5 protein-coding genes are annotated in these 3,144 nt (G+C 62.1%); 1 reads left to right on the forward strand and 4 read right to left on the reverse strand.

The features are described from left to right. Nucleotides 1-459, forward strand: a 459-nt coding sequence (locus Q2941_RS51060) for a phosphotransferase (RefSeq protein WP_458197461.1), incomplete at its 5' end; no start/stop codon positions are given. Between the two features lie 108 nt (nt 460-567). Here Q2941_RS51060 and Q2941_RS51065 read toward each other — a convergent pair. The 4 genes from Q2941_RS51065 to Q2941_RS51080 all read right to left on the reverse strand — a co-directional run. Then, complete coding sequence (locus Q2941_RS51065) at nt 568-870, reverse strand: GIY-YIG nuclease family protein (RefSeq protein ID WP_254113130.1); 303 nt, start codon at nt 868-870, stop codon at nt 568-570. Between the two features lie 212 nt (nt 871-1,082). Continuing rightward, a complete protein-coding gene (locus Q2941_RS51070; RefSeq protein WP_458197462.1) occupies nt 1,083-1,430 on the reverse strand; it encodes a hypothetical protein in 348 nt (115 codons plus the stop codon). 9 nt (nt 1,431-1,439) lie between these two features. Beyond that, complete coding sequence (argE, locus tag Q2941_RS51075; RefSeq protein ID WP_458197463.1) at nt 1,440-2,612, reverse strand: acetylornithine deacetylase; 1,173 nt, start codon at nt 2,610-2,612, stop codon at nt 1,440-1,442. Between the two features lie 363 nt (nt 2,613-2,975). Then, nucleotides 2,976-3,144: SDR family oxidoreductase (locus Q2941_RS51080; RefSeq protein ID WP_458197464.1), on the reverse strand; the 169-nt coding region annotated here is incomplete at its 5' end.

Here is a 3,144-nt window from a genome sequence, read left to right on the forward strand (position 1 = left end):
GCCGAATGGCTGCCGCGCACCGTGCCGGAGCAGGCGCGCGTCTCGATTGTTCACGGGGACTACCGGCTCGACAACATGATTTTCCACGCGACGGAACCGCGCGTGCAGGCCGTGCTGGATTGGGAGCTGTCGACGCTCGGCGATCCCATGGCCGACTTCACTTATCTGTTGATGCAGTGGATCATGCCGGGCCTGGAAGGCGCCGACATCAAGGCGCTCAACATTCCGAGCCTCGAAGAGGCGGCGCAGATCTATTGCAATGCGACCGGGATGAGCGTGCCCGATCTCAACTGGTACTTCTCCTACAATCTCTTCCGTCTCGCCGGCATCACGCAAGGAATCGCAGGCCGGATCCGTGACGGCACTGCCGCGAATGCAAGAGCGCTCGAATCCGCCAAGCGCACCGTGCCGCTGTCGAAGGCATCATGGGAATACGCGCAGAAGGCGGGTGCGGTGTAGGGAATGGGAAGGCGCGGACGAAGAAGCCGTGCCTTTCTTCTTGGTGCGAACTCGCGTGTCCCGGACGCGGTGCAGCACGAAGTGCTGCTCCGCAGAGCCGGGACCCAGTCACGTCACCAGGAAATTCAGCTCATCCGTGAGATCGCGCCAATCCGGATTGAGTTGCTCGACTAATTTGAGCTTCCAGGCGCGCCGCCAACGCTTCAGCGAATGTTCGCGCGACCGCGCTTCGAGCACTGAAGCAAAGGACTCGAAGTAAACCAGCAAAGTCACGTCATGCTGCCGTGTGAAGCCAGGTACGAGCTTGGCTTTGTGCTCGGTCATTCGGCGAACGAGATCGTTCGTAACTCCGACATAGAGGGTGCCGTTTCGCTTGCTTGCGAGGATGTAAACGAAGAAGGGCATTTCCATGCAGCCGATGCTCAAGACATGCGACCTAAGATTGCATATTCGGACGGCGCCGCCAATCCTTCTGGGTCCCGGCTCTGCGGCGCGTCACTTCGTGCCGCACCGCATCCGGGACACGATATCCGTTCCGCGGACATAGTGCTAAAGCCCGGATGAGAGCAGCGACATCCTGGGAGCTAGTCTCGCATGTCGTTCGCTCATGCGGGGTATGGGGTCTAATCAGGACAGCTAAGAAGGGTGATCTCGCGCGCCAGGAGTTTTTGACAATGGCTCGCCGCAAAGTTGCGGGCCCAAGCTTCAGCCTCGTCGATCTTCGACTTAAGTTCAGACAGCGCTTGCGCTTGCCAATGGATTCGATCGCTGCCAAACGGAAGCGCTTCGGTCTCGGAATCGATTCCGACGAAGGGCAGAATGTCAGGATCATCTTCGAGCCTTGCCTTGAAGCGGCGGCTAGCGATGATCCGCGCTCCCTCGATAGAAGAAGTCCGGCCTGATAGCACCCGTCGGGCAGTTTCGAGGATTGATCGGCGTGCTTCGATGACTTCGGATTGATTCCAGCTCATGGCGTACGGTTAACTTCTGGCGCAATGCGCGATCAGCCGCTCGACGAACCCCGCGCACTTCTCCAGCTCCGCCATCTCGACGAACTCGTCCGGCGTGTGCGCCTGGGCGATCGAGCCTGGGCCGACCACCACCGATGGGATGTCGGCGATGCTGACGAACAGGCTCGCCTCGGTGCCGAAGGCGACCTTGGCGTGGTCGTTGCGGCCGGCGAGCTTCTTGGCGAGCGTGACGATGGCATCGTCCGCCTGCATGTCGAGGGCGGGATAGTCGAGGATCTCCTCGAAATCGATGCCGCATTCCGGGTGGCGTTTCTTCATCGCCGGCTCGATCTCGGCCTTGGCCCAGGCGATGATCGCATCCGTCACCTCTCGTGACTCGGTGATGCCGAGCCCGCGGCATTCGAACTCGACGGTGCAGGTATCCGGCACGATGTTGAGCGCGGCACCGCCATGCACGATGCTCGTCAGCAGCGTTGCGTGCGGGACGTCGTAGAGGCTGTTCTGCTCCGCCTTTGCGGCAAGCTGGACGGCTCGGCGGCGAATCTCGGTGATCAGCTGGGCCGCATATTCGATGGCGTTGACGCCATCGGGGGCAATCGAGGAGTGGCGGGCGAGACCCTTGAAGGTCGCGCGTACGCCGTGCTTGCCCTTGTGACCGATGATGATTTTCATCTCGGTGGGCTCGCCGACGAAGCAGCCTAGTGGCCGCAGCGGCTTCTTGGCAACCTCGCGCAGCATCGGTCGCACGCCGATGCAGCCGATCTCCTCGTCATAGGAGATCGCAAGATGGATCGGCGTGGTCAGCTTCGCCTCAACCATCTCGGGCACCATGGCAAGGCACACGGCGACGAAGCCTTTCATGTCGGTGGTGCCACGTCCGTAGAGGCGGCCGTCGCGCTCGATCAGCTTGAACGGATCGTGGGTCCATGTCTGGCCTACGACGGGCACGACGTCGGTATGACCCGACAGCACGAGGCCGGCGCGGTCCTCAGGGCCAATGGTGACCCAGAGCGAGGCCTTCTGCCCGGTCACATCCACGATCCGCTGTCCGCTGACGCCGAAGGAGGCAAGATAGCTCTCGATATAGGCGATCAGAGGCAGGTTCGAGCGGTCGCTCACGGTGTCGAAGGCGACGAGGTCGGCGAGCAGTTTGCGAATACGGTCGGGTCTTTGGCCTGGCATTGTCTGGTTCTTGGGAAAAGGAGAGGTGGGCGGCTCAGCCGCGTGCACGAACCATACCAACGGCGGTGCCCGTCGGGCAAATCACCTGCCCGTAGCACACGGCGCGATCCTACTTTGCATGGGGTTGTTTTCGAGGAAAAAAGAATCGCTGGTGCCGTTGGGCAGATCAGCTTTGGGATTTTGTCCTGATGATGCTGGGAACGGTGAGGTGCCACACGTAAAGTATCGTGTCCCGGACGCGGTGCAGCGTGTAACGCTGCGCCGCGGAGCCGGGACCTACTCCGGTCGCGTCGTCGGGAAGCATGGGCCGCGGCTCAGCAGCGCATCGCTGGCGCGCTGCGCTGCATCCGGGGCACGCGAGCGTCAAACCGGCTTGCCCGTGTACGGCATCGACGCGGTGAGGCCGCCGTCGACCGGAAAGGCCTGGCCGTTGACGTACGACGCCTCGTCGCTCGCCAGGAACAATCCCATTGCCGCGAGCTCGTGCGGCTGGCCGGGGCGCTTGAGCGGATTGAGCTGGCCGATCTTGTCG

The organism is Bradyrhizobium sp. UFLA05-153, assembly GCF_054185185.1.